Annotated in this window: 11 protein-coding genes and 2 pseudogenes; 5 read left to right on the forward strand and 8 right to left on the reverse strand. The window is 74.1% G+C overall.

Annotated features, from left to right (window positions below; genetic code table 11):
• Nucleotides 1-77: 77 nt before the first annotated feature.
• The 6 genes and pseudogenes from CEB94_RS38055 to CEB94_RS38075 form a co-directional block, all read right to left on the reverse strand.
• Nucleotides 78-1298, reverse strand: coding sequence for a PucR family transcriptional regulator (locus CEB94_RS38055; RefSeq protein WP_175436483.1), 1221 nt, complete (start codon nucleotides 1296-1298; stop codon nucleotides 78-80).
• A 122-nt stretch (nucleotides 1299-1420) separates the two neighbouring features.
• Nucleotides 1421-2374 (reverse strand): alpha/beta hydrolase, encoded by a 954-nt coding sequence (locus tag CEB94_RS38060; RefSeq protein ID WP_175436484.1) that lies wholly within the window; start codon nucleotides 2372-2374, stop codon nucleotides 1421-1423.
• Between the two features lie 21 nt (nucleotides 2375-2395).
• Entirely contained in the window at nucleotides 2396-5257 is a 2862-nt protein-coding gene (locus CEB94_RS38065; RefSeq protein ID WP_425472563.1) for an acyltransferase domain-containing protein, read from the reverse strand.
• A gap of 135 nt (nucleotides 5258-5392) precedes the next feature.
• Nucleotides 5393-6363, reverse strand: a pseudogene (locus tag CEB94_RS42360) (type I polyketide synthase); the annotation flags it as partial.
• Complete coding sequence (locus CEB94_RS38070; protein ID WP_175436485.1) at nucleotides 6360-8117, reverse strand: fatty acyl-AMP ligase; 1758 nt, start codon at nucleotides 8115-8117, stop codon at nucleotides 6360-6362. The pseudogene CEB94_RS42360 and the gene CEB94_RS38070, both read right to left, overlap by 4 nt.
• A 61-nt stretch (nucleotides 8118-8178) precedes the next feature.
• Nucleotides 8179-9741, reverse strand: a complete 1563-nt coding sequence (locus CEB94_RS38075) for an acyl-CoA carboxylase subunit beta (RefSeq protein ID WP_175436486.1) — start codon at nucleotides 9739-9741, stop codon at nucleotides 8179-8181.
• A 267-nt stretch (nucleotides 9742-10008) separates the two neighbouring features.
• Here CEB94_RS38075 and CEB94_RS38080 point away from each other — a divergent pair, with 267 nt between their 5' ends.
• The 3 genes and pseudogenes from CEB94_RS38080 to CEB94_RS38090 all read left to right on the forward strand — a co-directional run bounded on the left by CEB94_RS38080 (nucleotide 10009) and on the right by CEB94_RS38090 (nucleotide 11703).
• On the forward strand, nucleotides 10009-10866 hold the full coding sequence (locus tag CEB94_RS38080; protein ID WP_175436487.1) for an aldo/keto reductase: 858 nt from the start codon (nucleotides 10009-10011) through the stop codon (nucleotides 10864-10866).
• A 16-nt stretch (nucleotides 10867-10882) separates the two neighbouring features.
• Nucleotides 10883-11341 (forward strand): annotated as a pseudogene (locus CEB94_RS38085) (ATP-binding cassette domain-containing protein); the annotation flags it as partial.
• Nucleotides 11342-11451: 110 nt separating this feature from the next.
• Nucleotides 11452-11703 carry a DUF5133 domain-containing protein gene (locus CEB94_RS38090; protein WP_102913448.1) on the forward strand — a complete coding sequence of 84 codons (252 nt, stop codon included), beginning with the start codon at nucleotides 11452-11454 and terminating at the stop codon, nucleotides 11701-11703.
• A 48-nt stretch (nucleotides 11704-11751) separates the two neighbouring features.
• Here CEB94_RS38090 and CEB94_RS38095 read toward each other — a convergent pair whose 3' ends face one another.
• Nucleotides 11752-12723 carry a GlxA family transcriptional regulator gene (locus CEB94_RS38095; RefSeq protein WP_175436488.1) on the reverse strand — a complete coding sequence of 324 codons (972 nt, stop codon included), beginning with the start codon at nucleotides 12721-12723 and terminating at the stop codon, nucleotides 11752-11754.
• Nucleotides 12724-12836: 113 nt separating this feature from the next.
• On the opposite strand from CEB94_RS38095, the gene CEB94_RS38100 reads away from it, so the two are divergent.
• Nucleotides 12837-13286, forward strand: a complete 450-nt coding sequence (locus CEB94_RS38100; protein ID WP_175436489.1) for a hypothetical protein — start codon at nucleotides 12837-12839, stop codon at nucleotides 13284-13286.
• Between the two features lie 142 nt (nucleotides 13287-13428).
• The gene (locus CEB94_RS38105) at nucleotides 13429-13632 is read left to right on the forward strand and encodes a hypothetical protein (protein WP_031111422.1); all 204 of its coding nucleotides are present in this window, start codon (nucleotides 13429-13431) and stop codon (nucleotides 13630-13632) included.
• 43 nt (nucleotides 13633-13675) lie between these two features.
• Here the strand turns inward: CEB94_RS38105 and tgmB are convergent, their stop codons facing one another.
• Nucleotides 13676-14659, reverse strand: a complete 984-nt coding sequence (tgmB, locus tag CEB94_RS38110; RefSeq protein WP_175436490.1) for an ATP-grasp ribosomal peptide maturase — start codon at nucleotides 14657-14659, stop codon at nucleotides 13676-13678.
• Nucleotides 14660-14665: the final 6 nt, after the last annotated feature.

Genomic DNA, 14665 nt, shown 5'->3' on the forward strand with positions numbered 1-14665 from the left:
TTCTGCTGTTATGGACGGGATTATGGAAACCCCGCAGATTTTTGTCGCCGATTGAGTAAGCCACCCGAAAGCTGAGGTCAGTTCTGCTTCGTGTGCAGCGATTCCGCGCGCAACGCGAGAATGAGGTCGAGGCGGGTCTCCGGGTCGTGCAGGGCGTCGCCGAAGAGCTTCTCCAGCTGGCGCAGGCGGTAGCGGACCGTCTGCGGGTGGATGTGCAGCCGTGCGGCGACGTCCGGCACGTTGCTGCCGCTCAGCAGCCAGGCCAGCAGTGTCTCGGCGAGCCGGTCGCGCTGCCCCGCCGAGACCGTGTCGAGGGGCGCGAGGACCCGCGCCCGCAGGCGCTCCAGCAGCGGCTCGTCGCCGTGCAGCAGTAGCGTCGACAGATGCTCGGAGCAGCGCACCACGCCCTGCCGGGAAAGCACCCCGCGGCCCATCAGTCCGAGCGCCCGGGTGGCCAGGCGCAGCGACTGGGCGGCCTCGGTGACCGGGGCCGTCGGGCCGATCGCCGCGGGCCGGCCGCGCAGCGCGAGCGTGAACGCCCGGCCACCGATGCCGCCCGGGCCGTCCGGGTCGGGCACCAGCATGCGCGGCGGGCGGGACCCCATGTCCACCAGCGCACCCGCCGCCGCCAGCGGCCGGTCCTCCTCCCGCCGGTCCGGTGCCGCCGCGAGCGCCACGACGGCGACCGTCCGCGGCACCGGCCAGCGCGCGCTGTGCGCCAGGTCCTGCACGGCCTCCAGCGCCACCGGCCCGTCCTCCAGGAGCAGGTCGAGCAGGCGCTTGCGGCGCCGCTCCAGCTCGTCCGAGCTGCGCAGTTGAGCCTCCGCATACCCGGACGCGGCCGCCTGGGCGACCTCGTGCACGGTCCGGAACGCCAGCTCCCCCAGCGCGGTCACGACCGTGGAGTCCAGCCCGAGTTCCTCCGCCGTACGGCCCATCAGCCGCCAGGCGCGCATGCCGCCGACCCGGAGCGCGGACTGCAGAGCGTCCAGGCTGCGGCCCTCCAGGGCCTCGCCCCGGCCGAGTTCGTAGTACGTGGCCGCGATCGCGCCCCCGTCGTCGCGCGGGTCGGCGATGTGGTCGACGAACAAGGTCAGCGCCTGCACCACCCCGGACCGCAGGTTCTGGCGGTAGGCCCCGTCGGCGGGCCGCGCGTACTCGGGGACCTGACGGCGGACCTCCTCCTCCACCTCGTCGGCGACGGCGGCCAGTTGGGAGCGCAGCAGCTCCGCCAGCTCGGGCGGGACCAGGGGCACGGCGGGGCGGTCCGGCACGCCGTGCGGAGTGGGCACAGCCATCACGGACCCTCCTTTCGACCGGAAGCGGCTCACCCGCGGGCTGATGCCTGTGGGACGAGTGGGAAGTCCTGTGTTGGACGGACGACCCCTCCGCTCCGTTCCGTGCCCCGACGGCACCCCCGTCACTCGGGCACGCCCAGCGCACGGGCGAGGACAGGCCACGACGCTGCGAACTCCGGCTTCCAGTGCGCCCAGTCGTGTCCGCCGCCCCCGTAGAAGTGCGTGGTGGCCCGGATCCCCGTGAGGGCCAGCGTGCGGGCGAAGCCCTGGGCCGAGGGCCACAGGGCGCTCTCCAGTATCCCGGGCAGCGGATCGCCGCCACCGCCCACTCCGCTGCCCTGCGACACGTACAGCGCTGTGCCGCGCAGCCCGGTGGCACGGGCCCGCGGGTTGAAGTCACGCCAGGTCAGGACGTTCAGCAGCGGATTGCCCCACAGGGACGCGGCCGGCAGGTTCTCGCGGGCCACGATCGCGTCCATGATGGCGGGAACACCGGGGGCCGTGGTGTCGAGGATGCCGCTGTAGGAGGCCGCCGCGGCGAACGCCCCGGGGTGGCGGGCCGCGTGCGCCATCGCCCCGTAGCCACCGGTGGAGACGCCGGCGACCGCCCGTACGCCGGAGGCCCGGTACTCCCGGGCGAGCAGCGCGGGCACCTCCTTCACCTGGAACGTCTCGTAGTCGGGGCCGCCGCGCCAGACGCTCGGAATGCCGGTGGGGCCCGCGTCCGGCATCGCCACGATCAGGTCGCGGCCCTCGGTGAAGGCCTCGATGTCGGTCTCGCGGGTCCAGGAGGTGTAGTCGTCGTGGGCGCCGTGCAGCAGGTACAGCACGGGGTACTTCTTCTCCGGGCGCGTACCGAAGTCGGACGGCAGGATCAGCCGGACCGGCGCGCTGCGGCCGAGCGCGGCGGAAGGCACGGACACGTCCCGTGTGCGGGGTCCGAGCCGGGTGGCCGCCCGGGCCGGGGCCGTACCGGCCGCGGCCCCCAACAGGGCGGCGAGACCGGCGGCGGCCGTCGCTCTGGCGACGGTGCGCCGGGACACTCCGGCAACGGGCTTCTGCGGCAGGTCGGGCATGACGGCTCCTCGGGTTGCGTGTCAGGGGGCCGGCTCGGCGAGCATCCGGCTCAGGTGGGTGGCGATCTCGTCGACGTGCGGCGGATCGAGCAGCGACAGATGGTGGCCGGGCACCGGCACCACCTCCAGGCGCGGGCACACCTCGTCCCAGCCCAGCGCCGGGTCGTCCCGCTCGTACGCCGGGTCGCGCACGGTGTGCGGCGCGGGTTCGGTGGCCCGGTACAGGACCACCGGCCCGGCGTAGTCGCCGGGCCGGTGCGACTCGCCGACGCCCATGTCCAGGTAGGAGGCGCGCTGGTGCTCCAGGGCCGCGGGCGGCACGTCGGCGGCCTCGCGCAGGGCCCGCAGCACGGTGTCGATCCGGGCCGCGTCGTCGTCCGTGGCGACGAGCTCGTCGTACGGCAGCTCCAGCCGCACGCCGTAGGCGTCGGCGACGTGGCGGGCGAAGCCCTCGAAGTGCGCCCGGATCCGGTCGGCCCGTGTCAGTCCCGGGCGGGGGAGGGGCCGGACGGAGTCGATGAGCACGACCAGCCGCACCTCCCGCCCGGCGGCGGTCAGGTGCCGCGCGGTCTCCTGGGCGACGAAACCGCCGAAGGACCAACCGCCCAGCAGGCAGGGACCGTCGGGGAGGGTGGCGTCGATCGCCTCGGCGTAGCGCCGCGCCTTCTCGGGCACGGTCCGGGCCTCCTCGATCCGCTCCAGTCCGAACACCGGCTGTTCGTCGCCGAGGCGTTCGGTGAGCGTCCGGTAGACGCCGACCGTGCCGCCGGCGGCGTGGACGAGGAACAGCGGGGGCCGCGAGCCGGTGGCACGCAGGGCGCGCACCGGGGTGCCGGCGCGGGGGAGGGCACGTTCGATGCGGGTGGCGGCGTCCTCGACGGTGACGGCGGCGAACAGATCGCGCAGGGGCAGTTCCATGCCGAACTCACGCTCCACCGCCGTGCGGACGCGGACGGCCATCAGCGAGTCCAGCCCGAGGTCGGCCCACGCGGTGCCCGGGGCGATACGGGCGGGGGAGTGGCCGGTGACGGACGCTATGTGGTGGGTCAGGCGGGCCAGGACCGAGGAGGGCTCCGACAGTGCGGCAGGAGGTTCCTCCGGCAGCGGCTCGGTGCGCGCCGCCCGGCCGTCCGTCCACCAGTGCCGTACGTGCCGCCACCGGGGCAGCGGCAGGTCGACGACCCGCCCCGGCGGCATCGGCAGCCGCTGTCCCGCCGCGTACAGGGCGCCCAACTGCCCGGCGAACGCCTCCGCCCCGTCGGCGTCCCGGCGCAGCGTGGCCAGGGCGAGGGCGCCGGGCACGGTGTCGGCGACGGCCCCGGTCAGCACCGGATGGGGGGAGATCTCCACGAAGGTTGTGTGGCCCTCGGCCGCGGCGGACGCGAGGGCCCGGTCCAGCCGCACGGGCCTGCGCAGGTTGGCCGCCCAGTGCGCGGCGTCGAAGAGGCAGTCTCCGCGAGGGTCGTCGAGGACCGTGGAGTGGACCGGGACACGCGGCTGCCGTCCCCGGATGCCCGACAGCGCGTCCACCAGCTCCGGCAACAGCCCGTCCACCTGCGGGGAGTGCCCGGCGCCGACGACCCGCATGGCCCTCGCCGCCCGGCCCTGGCCCTCCAGCCGGCGCACGAGCCCGGCCACCGCCGCCTCCTCACCCGTGACGACCTTCTGCCGGGGAGAGGAGTGCACGGCGACATGCACCTGCGGGAAGTCCCGCGACAGCGAGTCCAGTTCGGCGTCGTCCAGGTCCACCACGGCCATCGCGCCGCCCCGCAGCCCGCTCAGCAGCCGGGCCCGTACGGCGATGACACGCGCCCCGTCCGCCACGTCCAGCGCGCCCGCGCACACGGCCGCCGCCACCTCGCCCATGGAGTGGCCGATCACGGCGGCGGGCTCGACACCGTGGGAACGCCACAGCTCGGCGAGCGCCAACTGCAGGCCGAACAACACAGGTTGGGCGACCTCCAGACGGTCGAGACCGGCACCGGAGGACAGATGGTCGTACAGGGACAGGCCGCACTCCGGGGCGAGCTGCGGGTCGAGCTTCTCGACGGCGGCGGCGAACGCGGGTTCCTCGTCCAGCAGCCGGCGCCCCATGCCGGGCCACTGGCTGCCGTAGCCGGAGAAGACCCACACCGGGCCCCGCCCCACCCGGTCGTGGTCGCCGGTCGTCACCCGTGCGTCCGGGCGCCCGGCTGCCAACTCATCCAGGGCATCGGCCAGTTCGGTCCGGTCGCGGGCGACCACAGCGGCGCGCACGGGGCCCCGGCCCGTCCGCCCGGCCAGGGTCCGCGCCACGTCGGCGGGGTGCGCGGCACTGTCACGCAGCCGGCCGGCGAGCCTGCCCGCCGTGTCGCGGAGGCGCTCGGTGTCGACGTCGGAGAGCAGGTGCAGACGGGCGGCCGGCTCCTCGGCCGGTCGCACCGGGACCAGGCCGGGCGGCCCTTCCTCCAGCACCACATGCGCGTTGGTGCCGCCGAAGCCGAACCCGGAGACGCCCGCGACGGCCGTGCCGCCGTAGCGGGGCCAGGGCTCCGGCTCGGTCACCACCCGCAGCCGCGCATCGGTGAGCGAACTGCCCCGCTCGCAGTGCAGGGACGGCGGGATGGTGTCGTGATGCAGGGCCAGCACGGTCTTCACCAGGCCGGCGATGCCCGCCGCGGACTCCAGATGACCGAGGTTGCCCTTGGCGGACCCCAGCAGCAGCGGCTGGTCGGGGTCCCGTCCCGCGCCGAGCACCGCGCCGAGCGCGCCCGCCTCGATCGGGTCGCCCAGCGGGGTGCCGGTGCCGTGCGCCTCCACGTAGTCGACGTGCTCCGCGGCGAGGCCGGCCTGCGCGTACGCCTTCTCCAGCAACGCCTGCTGGGCGGCCGGGTTGGGCGCCATGAGGCCGTTCGAGCGGCCGTCGGAGTTGACGACCGTGGCGCGGATGACGGCCAGCACACGGTCGCCGTCCCGCTCGGCGTCGGACAGCCGCTTCAGGATCACGGCCGCGCAGCCCTCACCACGCCCGATGCCGTCGGCCGCCGCCGAGAACGGCTTGCAGCGCCCGTCCGGCGCGAGGGCTCCCACCCGGCGGAAGGCGACCGTGACGGCCGGCGACAGCAGCAGGTTGACCCCGGCCGCGATCGCCGTGTCGCTCTCGCCCGTGCGCAGGCTCACGCAGGCGTGGTGCACGGCGACCAGTGAGGAGGAACAGGCCGTGTCGACGGCCAGGCTCGGCCCCCGGGTGTCCAGGACGTAGGAGAGCCGTCCGGCGGCGACGCTGAGGGCACCCCCGGCCGGCGCCCAGGGATCGACGGCGGCCGGGTCGGCGCCCGTGAGCTGCCCGTACTCCGGCGCCGAGATGCCCACGAACACGCCGGTGGCGGTGCCCGCCAGGAATCCGGCCGGCACGGCGGCGTGGTCGAGCGCCTCGTGGACGACCTCCAGCAGGATCCGCTGCTGGGGTCCATCACCGCGGCCTCGCGCGGGGTGATGCGGAAGAAGTCCGCGTCGAACCCGGCGATGTCGTCGAGATAGCCGCCGTACGGATGCGCGTCGGCGGGCGGGAACGCGGTGAAGTCGCGCCAGCGGTCCTCCGGGACGCGCCGGATCGCGTCCACACCCTCGCTGAGCAGCCGCCAGTAGCCGTCCGGGCCGTGCACCCCGCCGGGCAGGCGGCAGCCCACCCCGACGACCGCGACCGGCTCGGCCGCCGCGCCCGGCCCCGGGGGACGCGGCACCGGCGCCACCCCGGCTCCCGGGGCACCCGTGTCGCACAGCCGCGCCACCAGGGCCTCCCCGGTGGGCGTCTCCCACAGCAGCGTCGTCGGCAGCTCCCGGCCCGTGGCGCGGGACAGCTCACCGGCCAGCGCGACGGCATCCCGCGAAGCCATGCCGAGGTCCGCGAGCGGCCGGTCCATCGGGACGTCCCGCGGGGACGTGCCGTTCCAGGCGGCCACCCGCTCGGCGATCAGCCGGCGCAGCGCCGCCTCGTCGACAGGCCTCATCCCACGCCACCCGCCCGGCCCTGCCCGCCGTAGGCGCCCTCCAGATACCGGGCGCGGGTCAGCGCCCGCGACACCTTGCCGCTGGAGGTCCGTGGCACCGTGCCCGGCGGCACCAGGACGACATCGACCAGCCGCAGCCCGTGCCGGGCGGAGACGGCACCGCGCACGGCACGCACCAGGGCCGCCACGTCCAGCTCGGCGAGCCGCACGGTCCGTGCGTGTTCCGTCACCACGACCGCACGCTCGCCACCGGCGCCTCCCGGCACGGCGAAGGCGGCGAGCCGGTCCCGGCGCACCGCCTCGTGCGCCTCCTGGGCCGTCGCCTCGACGTCCTGCGGGTAGTGATTGCGCCCGTCGACGATGATCAGGTCCTTCAGCCGTCCCGTGACGACCAGCTGCCCCTCCAGCACCGTCCCCAGATCCCCCGTGCGCAGCCAGCGGCCCGGACCGGCCGCGGCGTCCGCGAACTCCGCGCCGAAGACCTCCTCCGCGTCCCGGTTCCAGTAGCCGCGGCCCACGTTCGGCCCCTGCACCCAGATCTCCCCGACCTCGCCCTCCGACAGCAGGGCCCGTGACACCGGGTCGGCGACCCGGACGCGCTGGCCCGCCGGGGTGCCGCACCCCGCCAGCAGCACCGCCCGGGGATCGTCGGGCCGGGCGGGCAGGGCCTTACCGGCCGCCAGGGCGTCGCGGTCGAGCGCGAACCGGCTGAGCGGCTCACCCGGCCGGGCCGCGCAGACGAACACCGTGGCCTCGGCCAGCCCGTACGACGGGCAGTGCGTCCCGGGCGCCAGGCCCTGGCCCGCGAACGCCGCGTGGAAACGGTCGGCCGTGCCCGGGCGGACCGGCTCACTGCCGTTGATCAGCGCGGTCACCTTGTCCAGCCGCAGACCCTCCTTCTGGTCGGCGGTGACGGTCGCGACGCAGTAGTCGTAGGCGAAGTTGGGCGCGGCGCTCACGGCGTTCGGATGCGCGGCGAGCAGCCGCAGCCAGCGCACCGGCTCGTGCAGGAACGCCGCCGGGTCCATCAGCACCGACAGCGCCCCGCGCGCCACCGGGGCCGCGACGCTGAGGACCAGCCCCATGTCGTGGTAGAGCGGCAGCCAGCCCACGCAGGTCATGGGGCGGGTGTCGAGGCCGTAGGCGGCCAGCGCCTGGCGGGCGTTGGCGACGACGTTGCCGTGGCTGATCTCCACGCCGGCCGGGGCACGGGTCGAACCGGAGGTGTACTGGAGGTAGGCGGTCGCCCCGGCGTCCGGGGCGACCGGTTGCCAGGCCCGGCCCCGGTCGTCGGACACCTCGTCCGCGACGACGATCCGCGGCCCGCCGGGCCCGAGGAAGTCCCGCACCTCGTCCCGGGCCCGGCTCGTGGTCACCACCACCGAGGGGCGCGCGTCGGCCAGGACGCCCGCGAGCCGGTCGGCGTGCCCGGGCAGCCCCGGCGTGTACAGCGGGACGGCGACCAGCCCGGCGGACAGGGCCGCGAGGAAGGCGGTCACGTACTCGGTCCCCTGCGGGCACAGCAGCGCGACCCGGTCTCCGGGGTCCGTCTCGTCCGCGAGGCGTGCGGCGAGCGCCCGTACCCGCACGTCCAGGCGGCGCCAGGTCAGCGTGCGGTGGACGCCGCGCGAGTGCCGTGCCGGATGCTCGACGAAGGTGAACGCCCGGCGGTCGGGGGTGGTCTCGGCCCAGTGCCGTACGTACTCCGGCAGTGTCGGGCACTCGGGCGCGAGCGGGGGGCGGCGGCTGTCCATCAGGCGGGGCTCCTCACGGCGCGGATCGGCCTAGGGGTCGCAAAAGGGGAGAGGGGGACGGCTAGAGGGGGATGTTGCCGTGCCGGCGTTCCGGCATCGGGGCGCGTTTGCCGCGCAGCGCGCGCAGGGCACGGCAGACCTGCTCCCGGGTCTCGCGCGGCGCGATGACGGCGTCGACATAGCCGCGCTCGGCGGCGAGGTAGGGGGTGCCGTGGGTGCCTTCGTAGGCGGCGAGGAGGCGGGCGCGCAGTGCCTCCGGGTCGTCGGACGCGGCGAGTTCGCGCCGGTGCAGGACACCCACGGCCCCCTCGGCGCCCATGACGGCGATCCGGGCGGTGGGCCAGGCGAGATTGACGTCGGCGCCCAGGTGCTTGGAGCCCATCACCGCGTAGCCGCCGCCGTACGCCTTGCGCACCACGACCGTGACCTTGGGGACGGTGGCCTCGGCGTAGGCGTACAGCAGTTTCGCGCCGCGCCGGATGATGCCGGCCTGCTCCTGCCGCACCCCGGACAGGTATCCGGGGACGTCGGCGAAGGTCAGCAGCGGGATGCCGAACGCGTCGCAGAACCGCACGAACCGGGCGGCCTTCTCGGACGCGTCGATGTCGAGGACCCCGGCGGCGTGCAGCGGCTGGTTGGCGACGACGCCCACCGAGCGGCCCTCGACGCGGGCCAGGGCGCAGATGATGTTCGGCGCGAACAGTTCCTGCACCGACAGCAGTTCACCGTCGTCGACGACCGCGTGCAGGATGTCTCGCATGTCGTAGGCCTCGCCGAGCCGGTCCGGGACGACCTCGTCGAGCCCGGCTCCGGGCGGAGCGTGCCCGGGGGCGTACTCCGGGGGCCGTTCCAGGTTGTTGGCCGGCAGGTACGACAACAGGTCGCGCACGGTGTCGAGGGCGTCCCCCTCGTCGGCGGCCAGGAAGTGGGCGTTGCCGTTGACGGTGTTGCTGGTGCGGGCGCCGCCCAGCTCCTCGGCGGTGGTGCGTTCGCCCGTGACCGTCTCGATGACGTCGGGGCCGGTGACGAACATGTGCGAGGCGCCGTCCACCATCACCGTGAAGTCGGTGATCGCCGGCGAGTAGGCGGCACCGCCCGCACAGGGCCCCAGGACGACCGAGATCTGCGGGATCACCCCGGACGCCTTGACGTTGCGCCGGACCAGCTCGGCGTAGAGGGCCAGCGAGGCGACGCCCTCCTGGATGCGGGCGCCGCCGGAGTCGTTCAGGCCGATCACCGGGCAGCCGGTCTTCAGGGCCAGTTCCATCAGGGCGACGGTCTTCTCGCCGAAGGCCTCGCCCATGCTGCCGCCGAAGACCGTGGAGTCCTGGGCGAAGACGCACACCGGGCGGCCGTCGACCGTGCCGTACCCGGTGACCACCCCGTCGCCGTAGGGGCGGCGGGCGTCGTGCCCGGCGGGCCGGGCCCGGACGAACAGGCCGGTCTCGGTGAAGGAGTCCTTGTCCACGAGCCGTTCGATCCGCTCCCGGGCCGAGAACTCCCCGCGTCTGCGCGGCCCGCCCGGGGCCACCGCCCGCTCCCGGCGGTGCTCCAGGCCGGCGACGCGCTCGGCGGTGCCTCCGGGCGTGTGCGTCGCCGTCTCCCCCGGACCGGATGTTGTCACCTCTGTGCTCACAACCACCTCCGAAGTGGTTCTCGAATATGGCAGCGAGGCGGGGGAGCGCCGTGCGGATCGCCGTTCTGTGTGGGGGAGTTGAGTCGTCCGGCGCGGGGTTTCATCCCCCTGTGACAAGGGGCGGCTTCCCGGGGCCCGGCGCGATTCAGTCGCCCGAGTGCTGAATGCGTTCTCCTTCTTCTATTGGACCCCTGGCCGCGCGGCGTCCAGGCTGGAGTGCACCATCGCCCGACAGCCGGAAGAGGTCACGAACCCATGCACAGCCGCCGCATAGGTGACGTCGAGGTCAGTGCGATCGGCCTGGGCGCGATGCCCATGTCGATCGAGGGACGACCGGACGAGGAACGCTCCCTCGCGACCATCCACGCCGCCCTCGACTCCGGTGTGACCCTGATCGACACCGCGGACGCCTACCACCGCGACGCCGACGAGGTCGGTCACAACGAGACCCTGATCGCCAAGGCCCTGGCCTCCCACGGCCGCGGCGGCGACGTCCTGGTCGCCACCAAGGGCGGCCACCTCCGCCCCGGCGACGGCAGCTGGACGCTGGACGGCAGCCCCGGCCACCTCAAGAAGGCCTGCGAGGAGTCCCTGCGCCGGCTCGGCGTCGAGGCCATCGGCCTCTACCAGTTCCACCGCCCCGACCCGCACGTCCCGTACGCCGAGTCCGTCGGCGCGATCCGGGACCTGCTGGACGAGGGCAAGATCCGCATGGCGGGCATCTCCAACGCCGACCCCGAGCAGATCCGCCAGGCCCACGAGATCCTCGGCGGGCGCCTGGTCTCCGTGCAGAACCAGTTCTCCCCGGCCTTCCGCTCCAGCGAGCCGGAACTGCGCCTGTGCGACGAACTCGGCATCGCGTTCCTGCCCTGGAGCCCCCTTGGCGGGATCTCCAAGGCCGGCGAACTGGGCTCGGGCCATGCCCCCTTCGCCCGCATCGCCGAGGCGCACGGGGTGAGCCCGCAGCGGGTATGTCTGGCTTGGATGCTCGCCACGTCGCCCGTGGTCGTCCCGATCCCGGGCGCGAGCCGGCCCGAGACCATCCGCGACTCGCTCGCCGCCACCGACCTGGTCCTGAGCGCCGAGGAGCTGGCGGAGCTGGACGCCGCCTGAGCAGACCATGAGACCCCTCGACGGCACGATCCGCGAGAACGTCGCCTACGGCATGGACGAGGCCGACGAGGAGACGGTACGGGCGGCCCTGCGCGACGCCAACGCGCTGGAGTTCGTCGACCGGCTCCCCAGGGGCCTCGACACGCTGGTCGGCGAGCGCGGCGCCCGGCTGTCCGGCGGGCAGCGGCAGTGCCCGGCCATCGCCCGGGCCCTGATCCGCGACCCCAGGGTGCTGGTCCCGGACGAGGCGACCTCGGCGCTCGACACCCGCTCGGAGGCCCTCGTCCAGCAGGCGCTGGCCCGGCTGCCGCACGGGCGCACCACCTTCGTCGTCGCGCACCGCCTGTCCACCGTCCAGGGCGCCGACCGGATCGTGGTGAGGGGCGACGGCCGCATCGAGGAGATCGGCACACACGAGGAACTCCTGCGCCGGGGCGGGGCCTGCACGGCCCTGCACAGCGGCCAGGTCGCCTAATACCGGTCGCATCCGATCAGTTCTCGTCAAATCCACCCCAGGTGAGAAAATCGTGTGAATGTTTCCGCGTGGTTCGGGCATACGCAGCGAAACAGAGAGAGGGGCGCTACGTGCTTGTACCGGACCGGAAGATCGTCAGGGAGCTGCTGACGCGGTACGCGTCGCTGAGGATCGCTCAGTCGGAGAGGCACGTGCCGACGGCGGCACGCGAACTGGAAGACGTCAGCTACACGCTGTGCGTGATGATGGGGACGTCCGATATCAGTGACGCCATCGCCAAGGCGGACGTCCTGCTGCTCACCGAGGGGCGGCCCGACGCCGCCGACGCGGACGGGGAGAACGGCCTGACGCTGGTCGGCTGACAGGTCTGCACGGCCCGGCTGGGACCGGGCATCGCGCCTCGGCGGCTCCTAGGAAGGGGCCGCCGAGGCGTCCGGCCGCCCGTGGAACGCCGTGCGGTAGGCGTACGGCGTGGTGCCCGCCACCTTGCGGAACCGCTCGCGGAACGCGGTCGGCGAGCCGAACCCCGCCTGGCGCGCGATCCGTTCGACGGAGTGGTCGGAGTTCTCCAGCAGGTACTGGGCGCGCCGCACCCGCGCCCGCAGCAGCCACTGCAGCGGTGTGGTGCCCGTCTGCTCGCGGAAGCGGCGGCTGAAAGTCCGCTCGCTCATCCCCGCCCGCGCCGCCAGCGTGCCCAGCGTCACCTCGTGCGCGAGGTTGTCCTCGATCCACTCCAGCACCGGTTCGAGCGCGGAGCCCCGGGGCACGGGCGGATGCTCGTGCACGATGAACTGGGCCTGCCCGCCCTCCCGTTCCAGTGGCATGACCGACATCCGGGCGATGTTCGCGGCGACGGTCGACCCCAGGTCCCGACGGATCATGTGCAGGCACAGATCCAGCGCTGCGGCCGCCCCGGCCGAGGTGAGGATCTGCCCGTTGTCGACGTACAGCACGTCCGGCTCCACCTCCACCCGGGGGAAGCGCCGGGCCAGTTCGCCGGCGGCCACCCAGTGCGTGGTGGCGCGCAGCCCGTCCAGCAGCCCGGCTTCCGCCAGCACGAAGGCGCCGACACACACCGACGCGATCCGGGTCCCGGCCTCGGCCGCCTCCCGCAGGGCCGCCAGCACCCGGGCGGACGGCGGCGCGGCGTCGGGGGAGCAGCCCGGCACGATGATGGTGTCCGCCTCGGCCAGTGCCTCCAGCCCCCGCTCGATGCGCAGCGTGAAGCCGCCGTCCGCGCGCACCTCGGGCGTCTCGGCACACAACCGGACCCGGTAGGCGGGCCGCCCGTCCGGCATGTGGGTCCAGGCGAACGTCTGCTGGGGCGCCGCCATGTCGAACGGCACCACGTGATCGAGAACCAGGATCGCCACGGAGTGCATGGCCGCCACCCTAGTGGCGAGAACCCGTTGGAGAGTGTCGTTTCAGCCTCTGGGGCGATCAACCGGGGCGTCCTAGCGTGGGCGCCGTTGATCACATCCTGGAAAGAGTCCCGGTGACCAAGATCCTGCTGTCCCTCCATGTCCTGGCCGCCATCATCGCCATCGGTCCCGTGACCGTCGCGGCCAGCATGTTCCCGCCCGCAGCACGCCGCGCGGCTCCCACGGGCGTCGGCACGGTGGCGCTCCTGCACCGCATCTGCCGCGTCTACGCCGGTGTCGGACTGACCGTCCCTCTCCTCGGGTTCGCCACCGCCGCCGCGATGGGCGTCCTCGGCAGCGGATGGCTCGTCACCTCCATCGCCCTGACCGCCGCGGCCGCCGGCATCCTGATCGCCTTCGTCCTGCCCCGCCAGGAGGAGCTCCTCGGCCAACTGAAGGGCGAGCAGGGCGTCGACCGGCGCAGCGCCGCCCGACTGGCCATGTTCACCGGCATCTTCAACCTGTTGTGGGCCACCGTCACGGTCCTGATGATCGTCCGGCCGGGTTCCACCACGGGAGCCTGAGAGGAAGCCCGGCGTTCGCCTGTCACGGATGTCCGGTCTGCGTCAAGTCATCCCAAGGAATTCACACTCCGGGACACCGTGCCGCCTACACTCGCAGTCTCGCCCCCGCACGGGGCCGACGAGCAGAAAGGCACGTTGACGGGTGTTCCAGGATTCCCCCATCTACGACCGACTCATCGCGGAGCGCGGTGATGTACCCGCACAGGTGCGCCGCGAGGCCGAACGTGTGAGCAGGGAACTGGAGCTGGTCATGCGGCCCTCACAGTCCCTCGGCTACGACCGTCCGCACTCCCCGGGAGCGGGCTGGCAGCGCGCGGGCATGCTCCCGGGCCCGCGACCGCAGTGAACCAGGCGGCGGGCCCGGGCCCGGCCTGTGCCGGGCCCGGTGCTCAACGGACCGTCGTGTTCGAGCCGTTGGCATGTGACGGCTGGACCGGAACGGGCCGGGCCAGCCACTCCGCGATGGTCCGGGCGATCGGCTGAGCCGTCTCCACCTCGACGAACCCGAACTGGCCCGACTGGTTGCACTCCAGGAACCACCAGGTCCCGTCGGAGTCCTCCACGAAGTCGAAAGCCCCGTAGGCGAGTTCGGCCTCGCGCAGATAGGACAGGACACCCGGCGCGATGCAGGACGGCACATCGACGGGACGCCACGGCGAGCCGGGCGCGGCGAACCGCACGTCGACCTCGCCCGGGTCCGCGTCCTCGGCGGTCGCCTTCCGGGCCGCCAGCATGCGCTCGCCCACGACGGTGAGCCGGATGTCGGCCCGCTTGGTGATCCGCCGCTGCAACAGCGTCGGCCCGAACGCGACGGCGGAGAAGTCCGTGTCCGGCGCGACCCGGCTCGTCGGCACGGCCCGGGGCGGGTCCTGCGGATGCGCGCCCGACACCGGCTTGACCACCAGCTCCGGGTAGCGCTCCGCGAACTCGCGGGCGGCGCGCGGGAACGTGGTGATCAGCGTCGCGGGTACGGGCAGGCCGCATCTCTGGGCCAGGCGCAGCTGCCACGGCTTGTGCCGGGCCCGGCGCGCCGCGTCCGGGTGGTTCATCCAGCGCGCGTCCGAGCCCCGCAGCATGCCGTAGAGCGCCTGGGCGGCCTCCTCGGTCAGCCACGCGGACGGCTGGGCCGCCCGCGCGGCCGGGATGCCGGGCCGGCGCACCCACACGGATCGGAGCCCCCCGATGCTCACCAGCCGCCCCCCGGCGGACAGATGGCCGCGGAACCGGCCGTGCACGTACTCCCCCGACAGCGCGACACCACCGGTCAGATCCGCGGGATCGACCCGGACCACAGGAACCCCCGTCGCGTTCAGGTGCACAACCACCATGTCGGCGGTCACGTCCTCCTCGCAGGTGAGGATCAATACGGTCATCTTCGG

The organism is Streptomyces hawaiiensis (genome assembly GCF_004803895.1).
Lineage (GTDB): Bacteria > Actinomycetota > Actinomycetes > Streptomycetales > Streptomycetaceae > Streptomyces > Streptomyces hawaiiensis.

What these genes read in the sequence shown, in the direction of transcription:
- CEB94_RS38055 (WP_175436483.1), bottom strand. Translation starts at nt 1,298, where the DNA reads ATGGCTGTGCCCACTCCGCACGGCGTGCCGGACCGCCCCGCCGTGCCC.
- CEB94_RS38060 (WP_175436484.1), bottom strand. Translation starts at nt 2,374, where the DNA reads ATGCCCGACCTGCCGCAGAAGCCCGTTGCCGGAGTGTCCCGGCGCACC.
- CEB94_RS38065 (WP_425472563.1), bottom strand. Translation starts at nt 5,257, where the DNA reads ATGGCGCCCAACCCGGCCGCCCAGCAGGCGTTGCTGGAGAAGGCGTAC.
- CEB94_RS38070 (WP_175436485.1), bottom strand. Translation starts at nt 8,117, where the DNA reads ATGGACAGCCGCCGCCCCCCGCTCGCGCCCGAGTGCCCGACACTGCCG.
- CEB94_RS38080 (WP_175436487.1), top strand. Translation starts at nt 10,009, where the DNA reads ATGCACAGCCGCCGCATAGGTGACGTCGAGGTCAGTGCGATCGGCCTG.
- CEB94_RS38095 (WP_175436488.1), bottom strand. Translation starts at nt 12,723, where the DNA reads ATGCACTCCGTGGCGATCCTGGTTCTCGATCACGTGGTGCCGTTCGAC.
- tgmB (WP_175436490.1), bottom strand. Translation starts at nt 14,659, where the DNA reads ATGACCGTATTGATCCTCACCTGCGAGGAGGACGTGACCGCCGACATG.